Raw genomic sequence first — 21,768 nt, 5'->3', positions numbered from 1 at the left:
TCGGTGAGCATGACGGACTCTCCGCTCGACGGACTGCTGGCCCGCGCGGGCGGCGTTCGCGGCCTGGTCTATTCGGGATTGCCCGTGACGACGTTCGCGCTGACTTCGGCAGTGTTCGGACGCATCCCGGCGACCATCGCGGCCTTGACAACAGCCGCGCTCGTGCTCGGGTGGCAGCTGTTTCGTCGGGAGTCCACTCGGCCGGCGCTGTGGGGGTTCGCCGGTGTGGCGGTGTGCGCGGGGCTCGCGCTGGTCACCGGCCAGGCCAAGGACTTCTATCTGCCCGGCATCTGGATGTACTTCCTGACGGCGACGCTGTTCACCGTGTCGATCGTCGTCAGGCGTCCGCTCGTCGGCGTCGTCTGGGCTTGGGTCACCGGGCGCGACGGCACCTGGCGACGAATTCCCCGCGTACGGCTGGCATTTGACGTGGTGACCGCCGTGATGGCGACCGTGTCCTGGTCGCGGTTCCTGGTCCAGTACTACCTCTACGACACCGACCAGGAGAGCCTGCTCGCGATCGCCCGGATCGCGATGGGATGGCCGCTGTTCCTGGTGACCACCGCAGCGATCCTGCTGGTCGTCCGGTACGCGATCCGGACGCTGCCGCAGTCCGCGACATAAAACTCACCGCGATTCCAGACCTTCATCCCGGTCCCCGCCGCCGGTACTAATACGCGGGTGAACACGACGCAGTCCGCCGACTCCTGCTGTCGCTGAAGCCGAACCGCCAACGTCGCTTCAGCAACAGAAAGTCGGCCGTCCGTGTCTGTCTTCGTCGATATCGTCCCCAGTGAGTCGCATACCGACTCGCGACCTGCCGCCACGCCCGCTAGGTGGCGCACGTTGCTCACGAAAGCCGTGTTGCCGTTGCTCTCGGTGGTCGTGTTCTTCGTGGTGTGGCAGCTCGTCGCGCTGGCCGGCATCTGGAATCAGACCTTCGTGCCGTACCCCAGCATGGTGTGGCGCGCGTTTCTCGACGTGTCGACAACTCATGACGGCGTTCGCGGCTACGGCGGCTACCTGTTGGTCGAGCACCTCTACATGACGCTGCGCCGCGTGTTGGCCGGTGTGGTCATCGGCGTGGTCGCGGGGGTGCTGCTCGGCCTGCTCATGGGCTCGGTCGGTTGGCTGCGCAGCGTGCTGGAGCCGTGGCTGACGTTCCTGCGTGCCCTGCCACCGCTGGCGTACTTCTTCTTGCTCGTCATCTGGCTCGGTATCGACGAGGCCCCGAAGATCACGCTGCTGGCCCTGGCCGCGCTTCCGCCGGCCGCCGTCGCCACGACTGCGGCCGTCGTCGCCGCACCGGTCGGGTTGCAGGAAGCGGCGCGCGCCCTCGGCGCCTCGCGCGCTCAGGTGATCCGCGACGTGGTGGTGCCGTCCGCCCTGCCCGAAACCTTCACCGGCATCCGGTTGGCGGTCGGCATGGCGTACTCGTCGGTGGTCGCCGCCGAACTGTTCAACGGCATTCCCGGCATCGGCGGATTGGTAAAGGACGCAAGCAATTACAACAACACGCCGGTCGTGCTGGTCGGCATCTTCGCCATCGGGATCTCGGGCCTGGTGATCGATGGAGCCCTACGTGCCGTGGAGCGGCGCGCTGTCCCATGGAGAGGAAAGATATGAACCTGAAGGCACTTCTGGCGACGGCGGCCGCCGCGATGCTGACGCTGGCGGGCTGCGCGGTCGACAACTCCGGAAACGACTCGCAGAAGCCGACGATTCGCCTTGGCTACCAGTCCTTTCCGAGCGGCGACCTGATCGTCAAGAACAACAGGTGGCTCGAAGAGGCGCTGCCCGATTACAACATCAAGTGGACCAAGTTCGACTCCGGTGCCGACGTCAACACGGCGTTCATCGCCAAGGAACTGGACTTCGGTGCACTGGGGTCCAGTCCCGTCGCCCGCGGGTTGTCGGCGCCGCTCAACATTCCGTACAAGGTCGCGTTCGTCCTCGACGTGGCCGGTGACAACGAAGCGCTGGTGGCACGCAACGACAGCGGCATCAACACCATCGCCGATCTGCGGGGCAAGCGCGTCGCGACACCGTTCGCGTCGACCGCGCACTACAGCCTGCTCGCCGCGTTGGCGCAGAACGGCTTGTCGCCCAGCGATGTTCAGCTCATCGACCTCCAGCCGCAGGCAATCCTGGCGGCCTGGGACCGCGGTGACATCGCCGCCGCCTACACCTGGCTGCCGACGCTGGACCAGCTGCGCAAGACCGGCAAGGACCTGATCACCAGCAGGCAGCTCGCCAAGGACGGCAAGCCGACCCTTGACCTGGGTGTCGTCTCCGACGAGTTCGCCGCGGCGCATCCTGATGTGGTCGACACCTGGCGTGAGCAGGAGGCCCGCGCGCTCGACGTCATCAAGAACGACCCAGCCGCCGCGGCCAAGGCCATCGCGGCGGAGATCGGCCTGCCTCCGCAAGAGGTCGAGGGACAACTCAAACAGGGCGTGTACCTGACGCCGGCCGAGGTGGCGTCCGAGCAGTGGCTCGGGTCGGAGGGTGCGCCGGGCAACATCTCCGCCAACCTGCAGAGCGCATCGCAGTTCCTGGCCGACCAGAAGCAGATTCCGGCAGCGGCACCGCTGCCGACATTCCAGGACGCGATCTATACGAAGGGATTGCCGGGTGCCATCACCAAACAGTGATGCCGGCGGCGCGCTGCGGATCCGCAACGTCGCGCACCGGTACGGCCGCGGCGCCAGTGAAGTGACCGCGCTCGGGCCGGTGAACCTCGAAGTCGAGCCGGGGGCGTTCTTGGTCCTCGTCGGCGCGTCGGGGTGCGGCAAGAGCACGTTGCTGCGATTGATCGCCGGTTTCGAAACCCCGTCCGAGGGTGAGGTTCAGGTCGCGGGTACGCAACCGACGCCGGGCGTCACATCCGGCGTGGTGTTCCAGCAGCCGCGGCTGTTCCCGTGGCGCACCGTGGGCGGCAACATCGAACTCGCGCTCAAGTACGCGAAGGTGCCGCGCGAGCGGCGAGCCGAACGACGTGACCAGCTTCTCGAGCGCGTGGGGCTGGAAGGCACTGCGCGCCGCAAGATCTGGGAGATCAGCGGTGGCCAGCAGCAGCGCGTGGCGATCGCGCGGGCGCTGGCCGCCGAGACCCCGCTGTTCCTGCTCGATGAGCCGTTCGCGGCCCTCGATGCGCTCACGCGTGAGCGGCTGCAGGAGGATGTCCGTCAGGTGAGCGCGGAATCCGGGCGCACAACGGTTTTCGTCACCCACAGCGCCGACGAGGCGGCGTTTCTCGGATCCCGGATCGTGGTGCTGACCCGGCGCCCCGGCAAGGTCGCCCTCGATCTGCCGGTCGACCTGCCCCGCACCGGCGTCGACCCGCACGAGCTGCGGCGCTCACCCGAATACCTCAGGCTTCGGGCTGAGGTGGGGGAGGCGGTGAAGGCAGCCGCGGCGTAGCCGCGAATCAGGCCAGGGCGGCCTCAGTCGAGGACGACGACCATTTTTCCGCCGGCCTCGCCCGCTTCCATGACGCGGTGAGCCTCGCGGATCTCGTCGAACGAGAACACGCGCGACGGTGCCGCCTCCAGCCGGCCGTCGGCGACCTGGCGGGCGATGTCACCCAACGGCACGTCGGACAACGGGAAGCCGGGAGAGCCGAACACGAAGCTGCCGAAGAAGCTGAGGTTCACGCCGCTGGCCATCCGAAGCAGCGGGTTAAAGTCGGGTATGGGATCGAGTCCGCCCAACCACCCTGCGAGGCATGCGGTTCCGCCCCGCCGCAGCATGTCCAGCGAGTCGAGGATCGTGCTGTTGCCGACGAGATCGAGTACAGCGTCGATCTCGCCCGATTCGGCGATGTGAGCGCTGAGATCCGGCACCTCCTTCTCGGCGCGCGCGGCGCCGAGGTTTTCGAGCAGGGCGAACCGATCAGGGTTGCGCGTGGTGGCGATGACGTGGGCACCGGCGCCGACGGCGAGCTTGACCGCGGCCTGCCCGAACGACGAGGTTGCCCCCCGGACTACCAGCGTCTGCCCTGATCGAAGATCGATGTTGCGAAACAGACAGGTCCAAGCGGTTGCGTAGGTTTCGGGCAACGCGGCGAGCGCCGCCCACGGCAGGTCGGGCTCGATGAGTGCCACGTTGGCTACTCGGACCCTGGTGTACTCGGCGTAGCTGCCGTTGATGGTGCGGCCCAATCCGCCCATGAGTGCGGCAACCTTCGCGCCGACGGGGAACTCGCCGCCCGGGCACGAGTCGACGATGCCGACGCATTCGATACCGCTGACCTTGGCCGCCTCGGCCCATTCACCGCGCCGCATGTGCATCTCGGCGTGGTTGATACCGAAACCCTTGATATGGATGACGACTTCGCCCGCCTTCGGTTCGGGCTTCGGGATGTCGGTATAGACCAGGCGGTCGAGGCCGCCGAAGCCGTCCAGGACAATGGCACGCATGGCTGATGTGCCGGTCATGACTGACCCTCCAGAATTGCGTTGAGCTGTAACAGATCTGTGGCCACCACGGTCGGTTGCGCTACCCCGGGTGCAGGTAACGGCGCGTTGCCCGGCCGGGTGATCAGGGCCCCGCTGAAGCCGGCCGCCTGTGCGCCGAGGGTGTCCCACATGTGCGCGGCCACCATCATGCAGCTTGACGGTGCGACACCCAGAGCGTTGGCCGCGCTGGTGTACAACACCGTCGACGGCTTGTAGACGCGGTGTTCGTCGACACTGAACTGATGCTCGAAGAAGCCGGCCAAGCCGGCGTGCTCCAACGGTGTCGGGCCGTAATGATGCGGTGAATTGGTCAGCGTCGCGAGGCGAAACCCGTTGTCACGGAGGCGCTGGAGACCCTCGGCGACGTCGGGATGGGCCGGCATGGTGCGCATGCCGTCGGCAAGACCACGCAGATCGTCGTCGTCGATGGCGACGCCGCGAATGTCGGCGGTCATGCGCAGCACTGCTTGCCCGAGTGAGAAGAAATCTGTGTAACCACCAGACAACGTGACGGCCATCGAGTACATGACCAACTGGCCGAACCATTCGCGCAGCACTGCGGGGTCGCCGAAGACCCGGTCGAAATGTGGCTGCAGCGAATCGATGTCGATGAGTGTCTCGTTCACATCGAACACCAGCACCTCGGGCTTCATCGGACGCGCCGCTGCAGGAACGCGTCGATCAGGTCGGCGACTTCCTCGACGTGCGTCTCCAGCAGAAAGTGTCCGCCGTCGAGCAGGTGGATCTCGGCGTCGACCGCATCCTTGCCGAACGCCCGCGCACCGTCGGGCCCGAAGATCGGATCGCCCTGTCCCCAGACCGCGAGGACGGGAACCTTGCTGGTGCGCAGGTATTCGTGCAGTGCCGGGTACAGCGGGGCGTTGGTCGCGTAGTCACGGAACAGCTTGAGCTGAACTTCGTCGTTGCCGGGGCGGGCAAGCTGCGCGGCGTCGTGGGTCCAGGTGTCCGGGCTGACGAGGGTCTCGTCCGAAACCCCGGTCAGGTATTGCCATTTGATGCCATCGACATCGAGGGCGGTGCGGACGCCGGCCTCGGTCTGCGGCGTCTGCTCGCGCTGGTAGTCCCACACGACGGTCCAGAAACTCTCGACGAAGCCTTCGTCGTAGCCGTTGCCGTTCTGCGTCACGATCGCGGTGATGGCTTGCGGCCGGCGCAGCGCGAGCCGCCAGCCGATGGGAGCGCCGTAGTCCTGGACGTAGATCGCGTAGCGGCTGACACCCAACTGATCGAGCAGGCCCTCGGTGAGATCGGCGAGCGCGTCGAAGGTGTAGTCGAACTCGCTGACCGTCGGGGCGTCGGAGTGTCCGAAGCCCAGGTGGTCGGGGGCGATGACGTGGTAGCGCTCAGCCAGCCGCGGGATGAGATCGCGGAACATGAACGAGCTGGTGGGAAATCCGTGGAGCAGCACGATCGCGGGGGCGTCGGGGGAGCCGGCTTCGCGGTAGTGCAGGCGCTGTCCGTCGACGGTGGCGTACCGGTGATGCACGGTCATGTCTAACTCCTTTGGTTGTTTTTACTGGTTAGCGATATTCAACGCCGACCCCGGGTAACCTGTCAATAGGAATTTGGAGGTTAGATATGGATCTGGTGGCGGTGCGCCCGGAGGACGAGACGCTGCTGCTCGATCTCCTCAACACCACGCCGGTGATGGAGGGTGTGCAGCACGACCTGCTCGACGAGCCGAAAACGGCTGCTGCCTGGTTGAGAGATCACGGCCTGACGCACATCGAGTTGGCGGACCTCATCTCGGCCCGCAATGTTCTTCAGGCCGTGGTGCGCGGTACGCAGTCGCCGCGGGCACTGAAGCCGTTTCTCACCGCGGTCGCACTGCAACCGACGATGACGGCTGACGGGGTGACGTGGGAACTGGCGGCCGGCGGCGTCGCACCGGGCGCTGTGCGCGCGGTACTGGCCTGGGACGCGTTGCGAATCAACAGCCCGGGTCGGTTACGGCCGTGCGCGAACGACGAATGCAGGCTGTTTCTGATCGACCGAAGCAAGCCGAACACCGCACGATGGTGTTCGATGGCGATTTGCGGAAATCGCATGAAGGCGCGCAGGCACTACCAGCGCGCCAAGACGACAGAGCCGGATCAGACCGGCGGATAGGCTGGTGGCGGGTAGACACCGCGCAGAGCCCACGGCAGCCACGAGAAGAAGAAATCGCCCTCGTCGCTGATGTCGTAGTCAGGATTCGGATCCATTCCGGCAGTCTAGACCGACTGGGCAAGATCAGAACAGGGATTGCCTACACTGTTCAACCAGCCAGTTGATTGATAGCCCCGGCATGGCCGGGCGAGGCCGATAGTGAGTGTCCTATGTCATCCGATGCAGACGCCGGTCGGGGCCGCACCGCGGCCGCGAACAACGGAACGTCCCGACGCGACGAACTGCTGACCGTCGCCGCCAAGTTGTTCGCCGCGCGCGGCTACCACGGCACCCGGATGGACGACGTCGCAGAAGCCGTCGGCCTGAACAAGGCCACCGTCTATCACTACTACTCCAGTAAGTCGTTGATCCTCTACGACATCTACAAGAGCGCCGCGGACTTCACGGTCGAAGCACTGCACGACGATCCGACGGCGACCGCCCGCGAGACGATCTACCACTTCACCCGCCGGTTGTTGGTCGGCATCGCCAACGACCTGGAGCGCGCCGCGGTGTACTTCCAGGAAGGCCCCTACATCGCCGAGTGGTTCACCGAGGAACAGGTCGCCTACATCCGCCGCGCCGAGACCACGGTCTACGAGCACGTACGTGACGTGATCGACCGCGGCATCGCCAGCGGCGAGTTCCACGACTGCGATTCGCACGTCCTGGCACTGGGCTACATCGGGATGACCCTGGGCGCCTACCGCTGGCTGCGGCCGCACGGCAGGCGGACCGCCGAGGAGATCGCCGTCGAGTTCAGCACCGCACTGTTGCGCGGGCTGATCCGCGACGAAGCCGTCCGTACGGACTCGCCGCTCGGCATCGACATCGAGACCGGGCAGCGTTCGTGAGCGATCTGTTCCGCCTCGACGGCAAGGTCGCGGTGGTCACCGGCGGCGGCCGCGGCATCGGGCTCATGATGGCCCGTGGGCTGCTGCAGGCCGGTGCGAGTGTCTACCTGTCGGGCCGCAAGGAGGCCGAACTCGATGCCGCCGTGACCGAACTTTCGCCGCTCGGCCGCGTCGCCGCGGTGCCTGCCGATCTCGGGACCGCCGAAGGGGTCGCCGCGTTGACCGCGGCGGTCACCGGGCGCGAGGACGCGATCCACGCGTTGTTCAACAACGCCGGTGCCGCGTGGGGCGCACCCTATGACGAGTTCCCGGAGTCCGGCTTCGACAAGGTCTACAACGTCAACGTCAAAGGCGTCTTCCTGCTCACGCGGGCGCTCACGCCGCTGCTGAATGCCGGTGCGACCGAAGACGATCCGGCCCGGGTGATCAACACCGGCAGCATCGACGGCATCGTCGCGCCCGAGCGGGGACGCGACAACTTCTCCTACAGCGCCAGCAAGGCCGCGGTGCACATGCTGACCCGTCACCTGGCCGGCGAGCTCGCCCCGAGAATCCTCGTGAACGCGATCGCGCCGGGCCTGTTCGAGTCGCGTATGACGAAGGAGCTGCTGCGGGCCGGCTCAGACGCGGTCGGGTCGGCATTGCCGCTCGGGCGCATCGGCAAGCCGGACGACATCGCGGGCATCGCGGTGTTTCTCGCGAGCCGGGCCAGCACCTACATCACCGGTGCGGTGATCCCGGTCGACGGCGGCGTCAGCACCATTCGCTGAATTCCTAGCCGAGGGCGATGAGGTCGTCGAGGTGTTCGGCTGACCGCTGCACCAGTTGCAGCACCTGCTGCAGCAGCGGTGTGAGACCGCGGCGCGCCCAGATCGCGTGGAGTTCGACGGGACGCGACGGATCGCTTTCGGGATGCCCGCCGCCGACGTCGACCAACGGTTTGTAGACCACGCCGTCGACGTGCAGCGCCGTCGCGCTCGCCGGCACGAGCGCAACTCCCTCACCGGCCGCCACGAGCAGTACCGCGGTGAGGATCTGCTGCACGCGCTGCTTGATCCGCGGATGTCCGTTGAACAGGAAGCGGACCGTCAACTCGTGGAAGTACCTGGCCTGCACCGGGTGGTAGCTGATCACCGGCAGCCCGTCGAAGTCCTCGGGACCGAGCGGCCCCGTCGCACCGGCCAGCGGGTGGTTCATCGGCACGACCGCGCGCAGCGGCTCGCGCGCGACGACGATCGACGACAGCGCCGCGGTGTCGAACGGCGGGCGGGCCAACCCGAGATCGAGCTCGCCGCGCCGGATGCCGTCGACCTGCGCGCCCGTCACGCGCTCGTGCAACACGACCTCGATGTCGGGAAGCTCGCTTCCGAGCAGACCCAGCAGCGGGCCCAGGATGCCGATCGCCGACACCGCGGTGAAGCCCAGGTGCACGGTGCCCGCCGAACCGCGCTCCACCCGTTGCGCCTGTTCGGTCGCGGCGTCGAGGGTGTTGAGCATCCGGTAGCAATCCTCGAGGAAGGCCGCCCCGGCCGGCGTCAGCAGGACACGCCGGTTGTCGCGGTCCAGCAAAACCGCCCCGACCGAACGCTCAAGCTTCTGAATCTGCCGGCTCAGCGGCGGCTGGCTCATCGCGAGCCGGTCGGCGGCCCGGCCGAAGTGCAGCTCCTCGGCAACCGCGATGAAGCAACGCACCTGGTCCAGCGTGATCGCCATGCATTGAAGGTATCAAGCGATGCTAAAAGAGGCTTGGACAGGTATCGTCCACGCTCCTTAACGTGTAGTGATGGCCGCCACATGACGGGCGTATTGCGCAGCACTTCACATCCCCCACAGGAGTACACGTAATGGCGATCTCAACCGCTCGCTCACGACCCGGGCGCACCCGCACCATCCTTGCCGCGGCGGCAGCCGCGGGTCTCGCCCTCACCGCGTGTGGCGGAGTCGAGACCACAACCGGCGGTGGCGGATCCGACGCAGGATGGCCCTCGGGCAGCGTCGAGATGTACGTCGGCGCATCGGCCGGCGGATCGAGCGATCTCATCAGCCGCGCGGTGTCGAAGGGCCTGTCCGACGATCTCGGAGCCTCGTTCCCGGTCATCAACCGCGAAGGCGCCAACGGCGCGCTCGCGGCCGCCGAGGTCGCGAAGGCTCCGGCGGACGGTTCGGTGATCGCGATCCAGAACGCGTCGCTGTTCACCATCACCCCGCTGGCTGTCAGCCCCGACGAGGTCACCAACCTCGACGACTTCGACGTCGTCTACGGCGTCTCCCGAGACGACTACGTACTCGTCACCAATCCGGCGAGCGGATTCAAGACGCTCGAGGACATCAAGAACGCCAACCGCCTCGTGAAATACGGCACCACCGGCGTCGGCACCGGCGCGCAGCTCTCGGCGGCCCTGCTGTTCAAGACCAGCGGCGTGGATTCCCAGGCGGTTCCGTTCGACGGCGGCGCCCCCGCGCTGGCCGCGGTGCTGGGCAACCAGGTCGACGTCGCGTCGATCCAGGTGGGCGAGGCGATCGAGAACATCCAGTCGGGCAAGCTGACACCGCTCGCGGTCTTCGGCCCCGACCGCATCGACTATCTGCCCGAGGTCCCGACGGCCAAAGAGCAGGGGCTCGACGTCGAGGTCACGCAGTATCGGTTCATGACGGTGCCGAAGGGCACGCCGCAGGAAGTCAAGGACAAGCTCATCGAAGGCTTGAAGGCGACCTATGCGACCGACGAGTACAAGAAGTTCAACGAGCAGAACAGCCTCACGCCCATGGAGATCTCCGGTGACGAGGTGACCGCACAACTCAACAAGGACAAGCAGCGCTACGCGGATCTGGTCGCCCAGTACGGCATCAACCTGCGGGACGAGGGCTGATGACCGCCGTGCAAGAACCGCACGCCCGCGACGTCCTCGCCGAGATCGAAGCCGAGGTCGCCCACGAACTGGAGGACGAGCGCCCGGCCGCAGGCGGGACCGCCTACCAGGTGATCGGGGCACTGGCCGGCCTGGCGATCGGTGTCGTCGGTGCGGTGCTGGCCTACGGGTACGGGCTCGGCTCGCTGGCCGAGCCGGGCCCTGGCCTGTGGCCATTCGTCGTCAGCGTCGTGATCGCGCTGCTGTCGGTGCTGCTGCTCGTTGTCGGCCGTGGACTGACCGACAGCGAAAAATTCACCCGCAGCAGCCTTTTGGCGGTCGCCGGGGGTGTGACGTTCGTGGCGTTCGGCCTGCTGATGCCGTTGATCGGGTTCGAGATCCCGGCCGTGCTGCTGTGCGTGATCTGGCTGCGGTTCCTGGGCGGCGAGAGCTGGCGCAGCACGATCGTGGTCAGCGTTGTCACGACCGCGGTGTTCTACTTCCTGTTCCTCTACGGCCTGCGGATCCCGCTGCCACATCTGATCGCCTTCTGACGCCATGGATTTCAGCGCATTCCTGGACGGCTTCGCACTCGTCGCGGAGCCGCACAACCTGCTCTACTGCCTGATCGGCGTACTGATCGGCATGATCATCGGCGTGCTGCCCGGTCTCGGCCCGGCCGCCACCATCGCGATCCTGCTGCCCATCACCTACACGATCGATCCGGTGTCGGCCATCATCATGCTGGCAGGCATCTATTACGGAGCGCAGTACGGCGGCACGATCACCTCGGTGCTGTTGCGGCTACCGGGTGAAGCATCGTCGGTCGTCACGGTTTTCGATGGTTTCGCCCTCGCCAAACAAGGCAAGGCCGGCACAGCGCTCGGCATCGCGGCGATCGGTTCCTTTGTCGGCGCGACGATTTCGATCATCGGTCTGACCCTGCTCGCCCCGGTGGTGGCCAGCGTCGCCCTCGATTTCGGGCCGCCCGAGTACGCCGCGCTGGCGCTGCTCGGTGTGCTGCTGGTCGCCACGATCGGCAGCGGCAACAAGCTCAAGGCGTTGATCGCCGGCGCGGTGGGCCTGCTGCTGGCGACCGTGGGGCGCGACAGTTTCAGCGGCGCATCCCGATTCACGTTCGACAGTCTGCAACTCGCCGACGGCATCGACTTCGTGGTCGTGGCGATGGGTCTGTTCGGCGTCGGCGAGATCCTCTACAACCTCGAGCAGCGGCACGGCAAGCCGCACGTCCCGGCCAAGGTCGGCAACGTCTGGCCGTCCCGCAAGGACCTCAAGCAGTCGTCGGGTGCCATCGGCCGTGGTTCGATCATCGGCTTCGTGCTCGGCGTGCTGCCCGGCGGCGGAGCCACGCTGTCGTCGATCGTCGCCTACGCCACCGAGAAGAAGCGGTCGAAGACGCCGGAACGGTTCGGGCGCGGGGCCGTTGAGGGCGTGGCCGCGCCGGAGACGGCCAACAACGCGGCGGCGACGTCGTCGTTCATCCCGCTGCTGACGATCGGCCTGCCCGCCAACGCGTCGATGGCGATGCTGTTCGGCGCGCTGTTGATCCTCGGCATCTCACCCGGCCCGCAACTCGTCGACGAGCACCCCGACGTGTTCTGGGGCGTCATCAACTCGATGTACATCGGCAACCTGCTGCTACTCCTGCTCAGCATTCCGCTGGTCGGCATCTTCGTGAAGATCCTGCGGGTCCGCCCCGCCATCCTGGCGCCGATCACCGCGCTGATCACGATCCTGGGCGTGTACACGATCAACAACTCGGTCTTCGACATCTTCCTGATGATCGTGTTCGGTGTCATCGGCTACCTGATGAAGAAGTTCGGGTTCGATCCCGGCTCGATGGTGCTGGCATTCGTGCTGGGCACCATCATCGAGTCGAGTACGCGCCGTTCGCTGTTGATCTTCGACGGCGACCCGACCGGCTTTGTGACGCGGCCGATCTCGGGTGCGATCCTGGCGATCTTCGTCGTGGTGGCGCTGCTGCCGGTCTTCCGGCAGGTGCACAGGCGCCGCTCAGAGCCGGCCGGCGTCGAGCCGCCGACGAGTGTTACCAAGGTGTAGGCGCATGGCGGCCCGGGCCAGATCCGGGTCGCCTGCGATCACCGCGGCCGCGACCTCGCCGTGCTCCCGCCGGACGCGTTCGGCGTGCGCGGCATCGGTGATGGAGTGCGTATCGCCGAGCCGGGTGCGCGGAAGCATGATCATCATCGGACCCAGCGAATCCAGCAGGTCGAGATAGAAACGGTTACCGCTGACCGCCGCCACCGCCCGGTGAAAGCGGAAGTCGGCCTCGACGGCATCCTCCGGGGCCGCGTCGACGAATTCGGCGAGCGCGGCCCGGACGGCTTCGCCGCCCTGGTGATCGATGCGGGCGGCCGCCAGAGCGGCCGCCTCACATTCGATGCCGAGCCGGAAGTCGATCATGTCGAGTACATCGTGATGGGTCCGGATGGCTGCCGACTCCACCGTGAACGACGTCGGCTCCGGCACCGCGAGCACGAATGACCCACGGCCCTGGAATGTTTCGACCAGACCTTCGGCGCGAAGCCGCGTCACGGCCTCGCGCACCACGGTCCGCGAAACCCCGAACTCCTCGATCAGTTCGGCTTCCGAAGGCAGTTTCTGCCCGGGCGGGAGGTCGCCGGCGAAGATCTTGTCCTTCAGACCGGCGACCACCCGTTGCGATGCGCTCACGAGCCGAATTCTGCCCGCTCTTTGGTGAGCGCCCGCATCTGGTCACTGAGCGTGAAGCCCAGGCCGGCCCGCTCGGGCAGCCACATCCGGCCGTCGCGAATCTCGATGCGCTCGTTGAACAGCGGGTTGAGCCACTCGAAGTGCTCGACCCACGGCTCGGTCGGGTAGGCCGCGGCGAGGTGCAGGTGGATCTCCATCGCGTAGTGCGGGGCCAGCGCGAGCCCGGCGTGCGATGCCAGCGTCGCGAACCGCAGGAACGGCGTGATGCCGCCGATGCGGGGCGCGTCGGGCTGCACGATTCCGCGGTAGCCCGCGTCGATCAGCGCCATGTGCTCGGGCACCGAGGTGAGCATCTCGCCCGTGGCGATGGGGGTGTCGAAGGTGTGGCTGAGATCGGCGTGACCGACGGCGTCCCACGCGTCGAGCGGTTCCTCGATCCAGATCAGGTCGTACTGCTCAAGCTCGCGGCACATCCGCCGGGCCCGCGCGCGGTCCCACTGCTGATTGGCGTCGACCATGAGCGGGTTGTCGCCCAGGTGCTCGCGCAGCGCGGCGACCCGCTCCAGGTCCGTTCTCCAATCCGGTTGCCCGACCTTGATTTTGATGCCGCCGATGCCGGACTCCAGCGACGCGGTGGCCTTGTCCTTGATCTCGTCGACCGAGGCCTGCAGGAAGCCGCCCGAGGTGTTGTAGACCCGGCACGAATCCCGGTGGGCGCCGAGCAGTTTGGCGAGCGGCAGGCCGGCGCGACGGGCCTTGAGATCCCACAGCGCGACGTCGAGCGCGGCGATGGCCTGGGTGGCCACGCCCGACCGGCCGACGGACGCGCCGGCCCACAACAGGGACTGGTAGATGCGGTCGATGTCGGAGGGGTCCTGGCCGATCGCGACCTCGGCGATTTCGGCCAGGTGGGTGTATTGAGCCGGCCCGCCGGCGCGCTTGGAGTAGCTGAACCCCATGCCCTCGTGGCCCTCTTCGGTCGCGACCTCCACGAACAGCAGGACGGTTTCGGTCAGCGGTTTCTGCCTGCCCGTCAGGACCTTGGCGTCGCTGACGGGATTGGGCAGCGGTAAGACGACGTGTGAGAGCGTGAGATGACGAATGCGATCAGACATATGACAAGTCTAGAACTTGTCATATAAGTTGAACAGGGGTCAGCTGAAATCGATGATCTGGCGCACCGCCCGGCCGTCGGCGAGCTCGTCCATGCCCGCGTTGATGTCGTCGAGCGCGATCGACGATGACACCAGGGATTCCACCGGAAGCCGGCCCGCCCGCCATAACTCGACAAAGCGGGGGATGTCGCGCGCCGGCACCGCCGAGCCCAGGTAGCTGCCGATCAGTGACCGGCCCTCGGCGACAAAACCCAACGGCGACAACGAGATTCGGGCATCCGGCCGGGGCAGGCCGACCGTGATGGTGCGCCCACCCGGACCGGTGAGGGCGATCGCGGTCTCCAGCGCGGCGGGATGGCCCGCCGCCTCGATCACCACCTCGGCCTTGAGATCGGCGGCCTGCTCGGGTGTGTAGGTCTCGTGCACGCCGAGTTCGCGTGCCCGCGCCAACTTGTCCGACAACTGGTCGACGCCGACCACCCGCACGTCATCATGCGCGAGCGCGGTCAGGGCCGCCGCCATTCCGACACCGCCGAGACCCACGACCGCCACGGTCTGGCCGGGCTGCGGCTTGCCGACGTTGAGTACCGCACCTCCGCCCGTCAGCACCGCGCAGCCCAACAGTGACGCCACCACCGCGGGGACATCGGCGGGAACGGGCACCACCGAGCGCCGGTCGACGACCGCGTGGGTCGCGAACCCCGAGACTCCCAAGTGGTGAAAGACCCGTTCACCGTTGCGGCTCAGCCGAATATCGCCTTCCATCAACGTGCCCGCACCGTTCGCGACCGAGCCCGGGCCGCACGGGGTCAGCCCGTCGGTTGCGCAGGCCGGACAGTGACCGCACCGCGGCAGGAACGTCATCACGACGCGCTGACCCTCCGGCAGGTCACCGGCTTCGACAATCCCGGCCGCCTCATGACCGAGCAGCATCGGGACGGGCCGCACGCGGTTGCCGTCGACGACCGACAGGTCGGAGTGGCACAGCCCGGCCGCTTCGATGCGGACCAGCAATTCACCCGGGCCGGGCTCGGCCAGGTCGAGTTCGCCCACGCGCAGCGGCCGCGATTCGGCATAGGGGCGGGGCAGGCCGATGGCCTCGAGGACGGCTCCACGGATCTTCATGAGGACCAGCCTGCCCCGACTGCAAGACTTCAGCCATGACGGGTACCGAACTCACTCCTGGCGATTTCCCGCTGCACTGGCCGGTGCTGACCCGGTGGACCGACAACGACATGTTCGGCCACCTCAACAACGCCGTCTACTACGAGTTGTTCGATACGGCGATCAACGGGTGGATCAACACCAACTGCGACATCGATCCGGTCAACGCGCCGTGGCTCGGCGTCGTCGCCGAGTCGGGCTGCCGCTACTTCGCCGAGCTGAAGTTCCCCGACCCCTTGGTCGTCGGGCTGTCGGTGGCCCGCTTGGGCAACAGCAGCGTCACCTATCAATTGGGGTTGTTCGAACCCGACGGGCCGGTCGCCGCGGTCGGGCACTGGGTGCACGTGTACGTCGACCGGACCTCCCGCAGGCCGGTGCCGATTCCCGACGCGATCCGCGCGCTGCTGCAGTCGATATGCTCTGCCGATGCCGCTCGTGAGTAAAACCGTCGAGATCGAGGCCCCGGCCGAGAAGATCATGTCGATCGTCGCCGACTTCGAGGCCTATCCGCAGTGGAACCCCGAGATCAAGGGCTGCTGGATCCTGGCCCGCTACGACGACGGCAGGCCCAGCCAGCTCCGGTTGGACGTCGAGATCCAGGGCCAGTCGGGCGTCTTCATCACCGCGGTGTACTACCCGGGCGAGAACCAGATCTTCACGATGCTGCAGCAAGGCGACCACTTCAAAAAGCAGGAACAGAAGTTCTCGGTGGTTCCGATCGGCGCCACGTCCCTGCTGACGGTCGACCTGGAGGTCGAGACCAAGCTCGCGATTCCCGGGCCGATGGTGAAAAAGGCCATCGGCGACACCCTGGACCATCTGGCCAACAGCCTGATCGCCCGGGTTCAGCAGTTGGCCGGCTGACGCGCCCCTAGTCCCACATCCCGATCTCGTCGAGACGTGCGATCAACCGCTGGGCGCCGTCGGTGAACTGCCCGCCGTTGAGTTCGACGGCTGTGCGGGTGTCGCGCCTGCGCAGCGCGTCGATCAGCCGCCGGTGGCTCTCGACGGCCTCGTGTCCCCAGCGGGGATCGGTCGAGTAGATGAGCGCGGGCAGGTAGCGCGCGACGTGCAATAGGAACCACGCCAGTTTGATGCGGCCGCTCGCGTGGTTGAACGCGCGGTGGAAGGCGAACTCCGCGGCCGAGATCTCCTCGGGATCGTGCCGGTCGACCGCGGCCGCGAGTTCGCCGTTGAGCCGTTCGAGTTCGTCGATCTCGGCGTCGGTGATGCGCTCGGTGGTCGTCGCGGCCAACTCGCGCGCGATCGTCGCCTGCAGCCAGAAGATGTCTTCGACGTCGGTGCGGCTGAGCGGTACGACGACGTGGCCGCGGTGCGGCTCGAGTTGCACCATGCCCTCGCCGCGCAACGTCCGCAGCGCCTCCCGAACCGGGGTGATGCTGACCCCGAGCGCGGCGGCCGTCTCGTCGAGCCGGATGAAGGTGCCCGGCCGCAGCCCGCCGGTCATGATCTCGGCCCGCAGATGCGCGGCCACCTCATCGGAGAGCTGCTCACGGCGCACTCCGCGGCGGCGTTGCACGGCTGCTCTGACAGGCGCGTTCACGTGTTTTCCGGTCGCCTTTCGGTCCGTCTGACAGGGGGTTGTCCCCGAGGCGCCGAGGCCATAATGTGACCGGGGCAACCCAATGTTTGATCAAATATCAACATCGTGCAACCCGATACCCATGGAGTACAGAGCCGTTGACTGCCGCGCCTTCCCTCACCGAGCAGCCGTACCTGGCCCGCCGCCAGAACTGGACGAACCAGCTTGCGCGGCACGCACTGATGCAGCCCGACAAGACCGCGCTGCGGTTCCTCGGGCAGACCACGACGTGGGGTGAACTCGATGACCGGGTGTCCCGGTTGGCCGGGGCGTTGAGCCGCCGCGGCGTCGGATTCGGCGATCGCGTGCTCATCCTGATGCTCAACCGCAACGAGTTCATCGAATCGATGCTCGCCGCCAACAAGCTCGGCGCGATCGCGGTGCCGGTCAACTTCCGCATGACGCCGCCGGAGATCGCGTTCCTCGTCAGCGATTGCGAGGCGCGGGTAGTGGTCACCGAGTCGGTGCTCGCCGGGGTGGCCACCGCGGTACGTGATCTCGACGCCACGCTGAGCACCGTGATCGTGGCGGGCGGCGACACCGAAGACGGCGTACTGGGCTATGGCGATCTGATCGCCGAGGACGGCCCGCTGCCCGAGCCGGTGGACATCCCCAATGACTCCCCGGCCCTCATCATGTACACCTCGGGCACCACCGGCAGGCCCAAGGGCGCGGTGCTCACGCACACCAATCTGACCGCCCAGGCGATGACGAACCTGTTCACCATCGGGGTGGACCTCAACCACGACGTCGGGTTCATCGGCGTCCCGCTGTTCCACATCGCCGGCATCGCGGGCAACGTGCTCAGTGGCCTGACGCTCGGGCTGCCGACGGTGCTGTACCCACTCGGTGCATTCGATCCGGACGCACTGCTCGATGTGCTCGAGGCCGAGAAGGTCACTGGCATCTTCCTCGTTCCCGCCCAATGGCAGGCCGTCTGCGCCGCACAGCGCGCCAAACCACGCAATCTCAAGCTGCGTGCGTTGTCGTGGGGTGCCGCCCCGGCCTCGGACACCCTGCTCAAGGAGATGTCCGACGTGTTCCCGGGTGCCGAGATCTTCGCCGCGTTCGGCCAGACCGAGATGTCCCCGGTGACGTGCATGCTGTTGGGCGAGGACGCCATTCGCAAACTCGGATCGGTGGGCCGGGCGATTCCCACCGTCGCCGCCCGCGTCGTCGACGAGGACATGAACGACGTGAAGGTGGGCGAGGTCGGTGAGATCGTCTACCGCGGGCCGTCCATGATGTCGGGTTACTGGAACAACCCGAAGGCCACCGCGGAGGCGTTCGCCGGCGGCTGGTTCCACTCGGGCGACCTGGTCCGGCAGGACGAGGACGGCTACATCTGGGTCGTCGACCGCAAGAAGGACATGATCATCTCGGGCGGTGAGAACATCTACTGCGCGGAGGTGGAGAACGTCTTGGCCGCCCACCCGGCGATCGTCGAGGTCGCGGTCATCGGCCGGCCCCACGAGAAGTGGGGTGAAGTGCCGGTGGCCGTTGTAGCACTCAGTCGCGCTGACAATCCGCTGACCCTCGAGGACCTCGACGCGTTCCTGACCGACCGCCTGGCTCGTTACAAACACCCCAAAGCGGTCGAAATCGTGGATGCTTTACCCCGTAATCCCTCGGGGAAGGTTCTCAAGACGGAACTCAGGGAGCGCTTCAGTGCACAGAGCCGCTCTGACGTTAGCGAAAGTACCTCTGCACCAACGGTTTCTGCAGGTCAACGCGATGGATGAAGCCTTTGGGCCGCCTTTGCTAACGGTTCAAGGCACAATCCAGCCGATGCGGTGTACGGCCCGGTTCGGATCGGGTACAGTCCGGTGGTCTCACTTACTACCCGCGAGTAGGGAGATGCAGATCACACACGGCGTTTGGCGGCAAGGAGGGGGCGTGCGACACGTCCAAGGGGACCAGCGGTGACGGCGTCCTCCGACGGTCTCGTCGGTTATGTGCGCGGTCAGCTGGAGAAGCCGCTGGCAATGGTCGGCGGCTTCTTCAAGATGTCGGTGCTGACTGGAAAGGCACTGCTCACAAGGCCTTTCCAGTGGAAAGAGTTCGTCATCCAGAGCTGGTTCCTGATCCGGGTGGCGTTCCTGCCGACGCTTGCGGTCTCGATCCCGCTGACCGTTCTCATCATCTTCACGCTCAACATCCTTCTGGCGGAGTTCGGCGCGGCCGACGTGTCCGGTGCCGGTGCGGCGCTCGGCGCGGTCACGCAGCTCGGACCGCTGGTGACGGTGCTCGTCGTGGCGGGCGCCGGATCGACCGCCATCTGCGCTGACCTCGGCGCCCGGACGGTCCGCGAAGAGATCGACGCGCTCGAGGTGCTCGGCATCGACCCGATCGAGCGGCTGGTCGTACCGCGCGTGGTCGCCTCCACCTTCGTGGCCTTCATGCTCAACGGCGCGGTGATCACCATCGGCCTGGTCGGTGGCTTCTTCTTCGGCGTCTATATCCAGAACGTCTCCGCGGGCGCGTACGTATCGACGCTGACCCTGCTGACCGGCTTTCCCGAGGTGATGATCTCGGTCATCAAGGCGACGCTGTTCGGTCTCATCGCCGGGCTCGTGGGCTGCTACCGCGGCCTGACCGTGGCGGGCGGTTCGAAGGGTGTCGGCACCGCGGTGAACGAGACCCTCGTGCTGTGCGTGGTGGCGCTGTTCGCGGTCAACGTCGTGCTCACCACGATCGGTGTGCGGTTCGGGACAGGGAACTGATATGAGTACGACACAGGTCCTGCGCTCGCGGTTCCCGCGAGCGTTCTCGCGCACGGCCGACGTCGCGGGCGCTCCCGCACGATTCCTCGACAGCATGGGGCACGTCGCCTGGTTCGTCGTGCAGGCCATCGTCCATGTGCCACATGCGTTCCGGCACTACCGCAGGGAAGCCCTGCGACTGGTCGCCGAGATCGGCATGGGCACCGGCGCCATGGCCGTCATCGGCGGAACCGTCGCGATCATCGGCTTCGTCACGCTGTCGGCGGGCTCACTGATCGCGATCCAGGGCTTCGCATCGCTGGGCAACATCGGCGTCGAGGCGTTCACCGGCTTCTTCGCCGCACTGGCCAACATCCGCGTCGTCGCACCCGTCGTAACCGGTCAGGCGCTGGCCGCCACGGTCGGGGCCGGCGCGACCGCCGAACTCGGCGCCATGCGCATCAGCGAGGAGATCGACGCGCTGGAAGTCATGGGCATCAAGTCGATTTCGTACTTGGTGTCCACGCGCATCATGGCAGGCGCGATCGTCATCATCCCGCTCTACGCGATGGCCATCCTGCTGTCGTTCATGTCCGCGCAGCTGGTGACGACGATCTTCTACTCCCAGTCCGTCGGTACGTATGAGCACTACTTCCATACGTTCCTGCGCGTCGACGACGTGATGTGGTCCTTCCTCGAAGTGATCATCATGTCCATCGTCGTCATGTTGAACCACTGCTACTTCGGCTATTTCGCGAGTGGCGGTGCTGTCGGTGTTGGTGAGGCCGTAGGGAGGTCGATGCGTACCTCGTTGATCGCGATCGTGCTGGTGGTCCTGTTGGCATCGTTGGCGCTGTACGGCACCGACCCGAACTTCAACCTCACGGTGTAGCGAAATGACGGCGCCGCAAGCTCCCTTGAACAAGCCGAAGACACCGCCGTACAAGCTCGCCGGTCTGGTGCTCGCGCTTGTCGCCGCATTGGTTTTCGCGCTCACGTGGATGCAGTTCCGGGGTGTGTTCGAGGACAAGGTGCAGTTGACGGTGATGTCGGGCCGGGCCGGTCTGGCGATGGACCCGGGCTCGAAGGTCACGTTCAACGGCGTGCCGATCGGCCGCCTGGCCTCCGTCGACGTCGAGACGGTCGGTGACAATCCGGAAGCCAAGCTGACGCTGGACGTGGACCCCAAGTACCTCAAGCTGATTCCCGAGAACGCGACCGCCGAGCTGCGGGCGACGACGGTGTTCGGCAACAAGTACATCTCGTTCGTGTCGCCCGAGGACCCGTCCCCCGCACGTGTGTCGGCTGCCACGCCGATTCAGGCGCAGGGCGTCACGACGGAGTTCAACACGCTGTTCGAGACCATCACCGCGATCTCCGAACAGGTCGACCCGATCAAGCTCAACGAAACCCTCACCGCCACCGCGCAGGCGCTCGACGGGCTCGGCGACAAGTTCGGCCGGTCGATCGTCGACGGCAACGACATCCTCGCCGACGTCAACCCGCGCATGCCCCAGATCCGCCGCGACATCACGGGTTTGGCCGACCTCGGCGAGATCTACGCCGACGCGTCCCCCGATCTGTGGGACGGGTTGACCAATGCGGTGACGACCGCGCGCACGCTCAACGAGCAGCGGGGCAATCTCGATCAGGCCCTGGTCGCGGCGGTGGGCTTCGGCAACACCGGCGGCGACATCTTCGAGCGCGGTGGCCCGTATCTGGTGCGCGGCGCACAGGACCTGCTCCCGACATCGGCGTTGCTCGACGAGTACAGCCCAGCGCTGTTCTGCACGATCCGCAATTACCACGACGCGGCCCCCAAGTTCGCCGCCCAGACCAGCAATGGGTATTCGATCCAGTTGCTCGACTCCTTGGTGGGAGCCGGCAACCCGTATGTGTACCCGGACAACCTGCCCCGCGTGAACGCCAAGGGCGGGCCCGAAGGGCGGCCGGGCTGCTGGCAGCCGATCACCCGTGACCTGTGGCCCATGCCGTATCTGGTGATGGACACCGGCGCGTCGATCGCGCCCTACAACCACTTCGAATTGGGGCAACCGATTTTCACCGAGTATGTCTGGGGTCGCCAAGTGGGGGAGAACACGATCAACCCATGAGCGGAGCGAATAGACAGCAGATG

The 21,768-nt window shown here is 66.5% G+C and carries 25 protein-coding genes; 16 read left to right on the top strand and 9 right to left on the bottom strand.

Annotation, left to right across the window (positions count from 1 at the left end; all coding sequences use genetic code 11):
• The first annotated feature begins 9 nt into the window (after positions 1–9).
• The 4 genes from ACOI2T_RS35410 to ACOI2T_RS35395 all read left to right on the top strand — a co-directional run bounded on the left by ACOI2T_RS35410 (position 10) and on the right by ACOI2T_RS35395 (position 3,423).
• A complete protein-coding gene (locus tag ACOI2T_RS35410; protein WP_409502937.1) occupies positions 10–624 on the top strand; it encodes a DUF3159 domain-containing protein in 615 nt (204 codons plus the stop codon).
• Between the two features lie 141 nt (positions 625–765).
• A complete protein-coding gene (locus tag ACOI2T_RS35405; protein ID WP_409502936.1) occupies positions 766–1,626 on the top strand; it encodes an ABC transporter permease in 861 nt (286 codons plus the stop codon).
• Positions 1,623–2,654 (top strand): taurine ABC transporter substrate-binding protein, encoded by a 1,032-nt coding sequence (locus ACOI2T_RS35400; RefSeq protein WP_409502935.1) that lies wholly within the window; start codon positions 1,623–1,625, stop codon positions 2,652–2,654. Before ACOI2T_RS35405 ends, ACOI2T_RS35400 begins: the two co-directional genes overlap by 4 nt.
• The gene (locus tag ACOI2T_RS35395; protein ID WP_409502934.1) at positions 2,635–3,423 is read left to right on the top strand and encodes an ABC transporter ATP-binding protein; all 789 of its coding nucleotides are present in this window, start codon (positions 2,635–2,637) and stop codon (positions 3,421–3,423) included. The genes ACOI2T_RS35400 and ACOI2T_RS35395 overlap by 20 nt, the downstream gene beginning before the upstream one ends.
• 23 nt (positions 3,424–3,446) lie before the next feature.
• On the opposite strand, the gene ACOI2T_RS35390 is transcribed toward ACOI2T_RS35395, so the two are convergent.
• From ACOI2T_RS35390 to ACOI2T_RS35380, 3 genes are read right to left on the bottom strand one after another with little or no spacing between them, the layout of a single operon-like run.
• A complete protein-coding gene (locus ACOI2T_RS35390) occupies positions 3,447–4,439 on the bottom strand; it encodes a zinc-binding alcohol dehydrogenase family protein (RefSeq protein ID WP_409502933.1) in 993 nt (330 codons plus the stop codon).
• Complete coding sequence (locus tag ACOI2T_RS35385) at positions 4,436–5,113, bottom strand: haloacid dehalogenase type II (protein ID WP_409502932.1); 678 nt, start codon at positions 5,111–5,113, stop codon at positions 4,436–4,438. Before ACOI2T_RS35385 ends, ACOI2T_RS35390 begins: the two co-directional genes overlap by 4 nt.
• Positions 5,110–5,973: an alpha/beta fold hydrolase gene (locus ACOI2T_RS35380; protein WP_409502931.1), complete on the bottom strand. Its 864-nt coding sequence runs from the start codon at positions 5,971–5,973 to the stop codon at positions 5,110–5,112. The genes ACOI2T_RS35385 and ACOI2T_RS35380 overlap by 4 nt, the downstream gene beginning before the upstream one ends.
• An 86-nt stretch (positions 5,974–6,059) precedes the next feature.
• On the opposite strand from ACOI2T_RS35380, the gene ACOI2T_RS35375 reads away from it, so the two are divergent.
• The gene (locus ACOI2T_RS35375; protein WP_409502930.1) at positions 6,060–6,590 is read left to right on the top strand and encodes a CGNR zinc finger domain-containing protein; all 531 of its coding nucleotides are present in this window, start codon (positions 6,060–6,062) and stop codon (positions 6,588–6,590) included.
• Here ACOI2T_RS35375 and ACOI2T_RS35370 read toward each other — a convergent pair.
• Entirely contained in the window at positions 6,575–6,685 is a 111-nt protein-coding gene (locus tag ACOI2T_RS35370; protein WP_110775414.1) for a hypothetical protein, read from the bottom strand. The two genes, ACOI2T_RS35375 and ACOI2T_RS35370, sit on opposite strands and share 16 nt — an antisense overlap.
• Positions 6,686–6,799: 114 nt before the next feature.
• Between ACOI2T_RS35370 and ACOI2T_RS35365 the strand changes: the two genes are divergently transcribed.
• Positions 6,800–7,483 carry a TetR/AcrR family transcriptional regulator gene (locus tag ACOI2T_RS35365; RefSeq protein WP_067849675.1) on the top strand — a complete coding sequence of 228 codons (684 nt, stop codon included), beginning with the start codon at positions 6,800–6,802 and terminating at the stop codon, positions 7,481–7,483.
• Positions 7,480–8,253, top strand: coding sequence for an SDR family oxidoreductase (locus ACOI2T_RS35360; RefSeq protein ID WP_409502929.1), 774 nt, complete (start codon positions 7,480–7,482; stop codon positions 8,251–8,253). The genes ACOI2T_RS35365 and ACOI2T_RS35360 overlap by 4 nt, the downstream gene beginning before the upstream one ends.
• Positions 8,254–8,257: 4 nt before the next feature.
• Here ACOI2T_RS35360 and ACOI2T_RS35355 read toward each other — a convergent pair whose 3' ends face one another.
• Positions 8,258–9,196 carry a LysR family transcriptional regulator gene (locus tag ACOI2T_RS35355; RefSeq protein ID WP_085150128.1) on the bottom strand — a complete coding sequence of 313 codons (939 nt, stop codon included), beginning with the start codon at positions 9,194–9,196 and terminating at the stop codon, positions 8,258–8,260.
• A 131-nt stretch (positions 9,197–9,327) separates the two neighbouring features.
• Here ACOI2T_RS35355 and ACOI2T_RS35350 point away from each other — a divergent pair, with 131 nt between their 5' ends.
• Genes ACOI2T_RS35350 through ACOI2T_RS35340 form a run of 3 tightly spaced genes read left to right on the top strand, consistent with a single transcriptional unit; the run spans position 9,328 to position 12,414 of the window.
• Positions 9,328–10,353 carry a tripartite tricarboxylate transporter substrate binding protein gene (locus tag ACOI2T_RS35350; protein WP_409502928.1) on the top strand — a complete coding sequence of 342 codons (1,026 nt, stop codon included), beginning with the start codon at positions 9,328–9,330 and terminating at the stop codon, positions 10,351–10,353.
• Entirely contained in the window at positions 10,353–10,886 is a 534-nt protein-coding gene (locus ACOI2T_RS35345) for a tripartite tricarboxylate transporter TctB family protein (protein WP_409502927.1), read from the top strand. Before ACOI2T_RS35350 ends, ACOI2T_RS35345 begins: the two co-directional genes overlap by 1 nt.
• Before the next feature lie 4 nt (positions 10,887–10,890).
• Entirely contained in the window at positions 10,891–12,414 is a 1,524-nt protein-coding gene (locus tag ACOI2T_RS35340) for a tripartite tricarboxylate transporter permease (RefSeq protein ID WP_085150134.1), read from the top strand.
• On the opposite strand, the gene ACOI2T_RS35335 is transcribed toward ACOI2T_RS35340, so the two are convergent.
• The 3 genes from ACOI2T_RS35335 to ACOI2T_RS35325 are packed head-to-tail and all read right to left on the bottom strand — an operon-like array spanning position 12,367 to position 15,287.
• Positions 12,367–13,047, bottom strand: coding sequence for a FadR/GntR family transcriptional regulator (locus tag ACOI2T_RS35335; protein WP_409502926.1), 681 nt, complete (start codon positions 13,045–13,047; stop codon positions 12,367–12,369). The genes ACOI2T_RS35340 and ACOI2T_RS35335 overlap by 48 nt on opposite strands.
• A complete protein-coding gene (locus ACOI2T_RS35330) occupies positions 13,044–14,162 on the bottom strand; it encodes an L-talarate/galactarate dehydratase (protein ID WP_409502925.1) in 1,119 nt (372 codons plus the stop codon). Before ACOI2T_RS35330 ends, ACOI2T_RS35335 begins: the two co-directional genes overlap by 4 nt.
• A 39-nt stretch (positions 14,163–14,201) precedes the next feature.
• Positions 14,202–15,287 carry an alcohol dehydrogenase catalytic domain-containing protein gene (locus ACOI2T_RS35325; protein WP_409502924.1) on the bottom strand — a complete coding sequence of 362 codons (1,086 nt, stop codon included), beginning with the start codon at positions 15,285–15,287 and terminating at the stop codon, positions 14,202–14,204.
• 35 nt (positions 15,288–15,322) lie between these two features.
• On the opposite strand from ACOI2T_RS35325, the gene ACOI2T_RS35320 reads away from it, so the two are divergent.
• Both ACOI2T_RS35320 and ACOI2T_RS35315 read left to right on the top strand, forming a co-directional pair.
• The gene (locus ACOI2T_RS35320; RefSeq protein WP_085150298.1) at positions 15,323–15,769 is read left to right on the top strand and encodes an acyl-CoA thioesterase; all 447 of its coding nucleotides are present in this window, start codon (positions 15,323–15,325) and stop codon (positions 15,767–15,769) included.
• A complete protein-coding gene (locus ACOI2T_RS35315) occupies positions 15,753–16,190 on the top strand; it encodes an SRPBCC family protein (protein ID WP_085150140.1) in 438 nt (145 codons plus the stop codon). The genes ACOI2T_RS35320 and ACOI2T_RS35315 overlap by 17 nt, the downstream gene beginning before the upstream one ends.
• A 7-nt stretch (positions 16,191–16,197) precedes the next feature.
• On the opposite strand, the gene ACOI2T_RS35310 is transcribed toward ACOI2T_RS35315, so the two are convergent.
• Positions 16,198–16,890, bottom strand: coding sequence for a GntR family transcriptional regulator (locus ACOI2T_RS35310; RefSeq protein ID WP_409502923.1), 693 nt, complete (start codon positions 16,888–16,890; stop codon positions 16,198–16,200).
• A 137-nt stretch (positions 16,891–17,027) separates the two neighbouring features.
• Here ACOI2T_RS35310 and fadD5 point away from each other — a divergent pair, with 137 nt between their 5' ends.
• The 4 genes from fadD5 (at position 17,028) to ACOI2T_RS35290 (ending at position 21,745) form a co-directional block, all read left to right on the top strand.
• The gene (gene fadD5 / locus ACOI2T_RS35305) at positions 17,028–18,671 is read left to right on the top strand and encodes a fatty-acid--CoA ligase FadD5 (RefSeq protein WP_409502922.1); all 1,644 of its coding nucleotides are present in this window, start codon (positions 17,028–17,030) and stop codon (positions 18,669–18,671) included.
• 180 nt (positions 18,672–18,851) lie between these two features.
• Positions 18,852–19,652 (top strand): MlaE family ABC transporter permease, encoded by an 801-nt coding sequence (locus ACOI2T_RS35300; protein WP_067849655.1) that lies wholly within the window; start codon positions 18,852–18,854, stop codon positions 19,650–19,652.
• A 1-nt stretch (position 19,653) separates the two neighbouring features.
• Positions 19,654–20,523: an MlaE family ABC transporter permease gene (locus tag ACOI2T_RS35295; protein WP_067849652.1), complete on the top strand. Its 870-nt coding sequence runs from the start codon at positions 19,654–19,656 to the stop codon at positions 20,521–20,523.
• A 4-nt stretch (positions 20,524–20,527) separates the two neighbouring features.
• A complete protein-coding gene (locus ACOI2T_RS35290) occupies positions 20,528–21,745 on the top strand; it encodes an MCE family protein (protein ID WP_409502921.1) in 1,218 nt (405 codons plus the stop codon).
• Positions 21,746–21,768 lie beyond the last annotated feature (23 nt).

Source organism: Mycolicibacterium wolinskyi str. Jessa 2025 (assembly GCF_049241375.1).
In the GTDB taxonomy this organism is placed as follows: domain Bacteria; phylum Actinomycetota; class Actinomycetes; order Mycobacteriales; family Mycobacteriaceae; genus Mycobacterium; species Mycobacterium wolinskyi.
The sequence above is the reverse complement of the archived record's forward strand: the minus strand, read 5'-3'. Positions and strand labels throughout refer to the sequence as shown.